Source organism: Sphingobacteriales bacterium, from assembly GCA_012517435.1.
Classification (GTDB): Bacteria; Bacteroidota; Bacteroidia; order CAILMK01; family JAAYUY01; genus JAAYUY01.
Map to the genome: position 1 here is coordinate 1 of JAAYUY010000204.1, position 1,962 is coordinate 1,962.

Sequence of the window (1,962 nt, forward strand, 5' to 3'; positions counted from 1 at the left end):
ATTTTCTTCACACACCCTGAAAGCTGTCGGTGATGATTGTGCCGTTCTGGATGCAAAAGGAAAAAAAATTCTGTTGTCAACCGATATGCTGGTTCATGGTGTTCATTTCGACCTGACCTATTTCCCTTTGCAACATCTGGGATATAAAGCGATAACGTCATCAATATCTGATATTTACGCTATGAATGGTGAGGCTGCACAGGTAGTGGTTTCCATTGCTGTCAGCAATCACTTTTCGGTAGAGATGATTGATTTATTGTACTCGGGCATGAAAAACGCCTGTGAGCAATATAAAATTGATTTGGTTGGAGGTGATACCACAACGCTTGGCAGCGGATTGATCATTAATGTGGCTGCCGTTGGATATGCGGATGAAGACAGGATTGTTTACCGTAACGGAGCAAAGAAAAACGAGATATTATGCGTCAGCGGTGACCTTGGTGGTGCTTATGCCGGCTTGCTTGTGCTGGAAAGAGAAAAGAAAGTATATGAAGTGGACAAGGAAATGCAACCAAAGCTCGAAGGTTATGATTATGTTTTGAGAAGGTGCCTTCGTCCGGAGGCAAGGAAAGATATTGTCGAAATGCTGAGGGAACTGGATATCGTCCCTACCGCCATGATTGACATTTCAGACGGCTTAAGTTCTGAAATCATTCATCTCTGCAAGCAATCGGGTACAGGGGTGAAGCTCTTTGAGGAAAAAATTCCTCTTGATCCCCAGACTTATTCCACTGCACGTGAACTGAACATGGATCCGACCACATTTGCACTGAACGGGGGTGAGGATTATGAATTGTTATTCACCATCAGACAGGAAGATTTTAAAAAAATTGAAAATAATCCGGATATTACACCTATCGGGCATATCACTGATGCAGACTATGGATGGAAACTGATTTCCAAATCGGGAAATGAACATGAATTGCTGGCTCAGGGCTGGAAGGTCTTTAATAAAGAATGAAATTATTCGTCATTAATATTATCTTTTTACTGTCTGTTTATCAGATAGCTGTTGCACAGGAAATGATGCTTGAAGCTCATGAAGGGGATGTTTTCAATGCCTGGCAGGTTGATTTTCAGAACCATGGACAATATATTTTGAAATTTCCGGATTCCTTCACCGCTTTTTCAGTTTTAATTTCTGTTAGCGGTCATTTTGACGAAATCAGTGTAACTGTTTCAGGGAAAGCTGTCGGGCTTATTCCTTTCGGGGAGGATGAGGTCATGTTTTCAGACAGCTTACAGGTTTCTGACATTGTATTTACCGGAAAAGCCATAAATGAAATAACTATTTCTTTTTCACAAAATATCGGGAGGATATTCATACATACTTATCATGCAGGTAAAGTATATCTCCCTGAATATCATTTGGAAGAGAATTTTTCAGGTATTGACTGCAGCAAGCCGCTCATGGTGGATCAGGATCAATGGCGGTCAGGGTTGACCCCGCCAATCGTGAAACCGACTTATACCCTGACCGCCCATATCGTTATTCATCATTCTGCCGGCTCGAATACCTCTGTTAATCATCTCGAAGATGTCAGAAATATTTATCTTTACCACACCAAAACATTAGGATGGGATGATATTGGATATAACTTTCTGATTGCCAGAGACGGAACTATTTATTCAGGAAGAGACGGACAGGGATGGATGGAAGACGACTTTGTGAAAGGGGCTCATTTCTGCGGTAAAAATACGAATACCATGGGCATTTGCCTGTTGGGAGAATATTCGGTGAGCCTTCCCACGCCTCAGGCACTCTTTTCTTTGAAAAAACTGATATTATGGAAATGTCATAAAGATCAGCTTAATCCTCTTGATTCGGCTCTGCATCCGCCCGGCAGCGATACTGCCTTGCTATTGCCCGTCATCTGCGGGCACAGAGATGGATGTTCAACGGAATGTCCGGGCACTGCTGCCTATGTGCTGCTCCCTTCACTGCGATCTGAGGTGGATAGC

Annotated in this window: 2 protein-coding genes; both read left to right on the forward strand. The window is 42.8% G+C overall.

Translation table 11 applies throughout. The features are described 5' to 3' along the window. Window positions 1-961 (forward strand): thiamine-phosphate kinase (gene thiL / locus GX437_11250; GenBank protein ID NLJ08237.1); only part of this gene is annotated, 961 nt, incomplete at its 5' end. Then, on the forward strand, window positions 958-1,962 hold a 1,005-nt coding region (locus GX437_11255), incomplete at its 3' end, for a hypothetical protein (GenBank protein ID NLJ08238.1). The genes thiL and GX437_11255, both read left to right, overlap by 4 nt.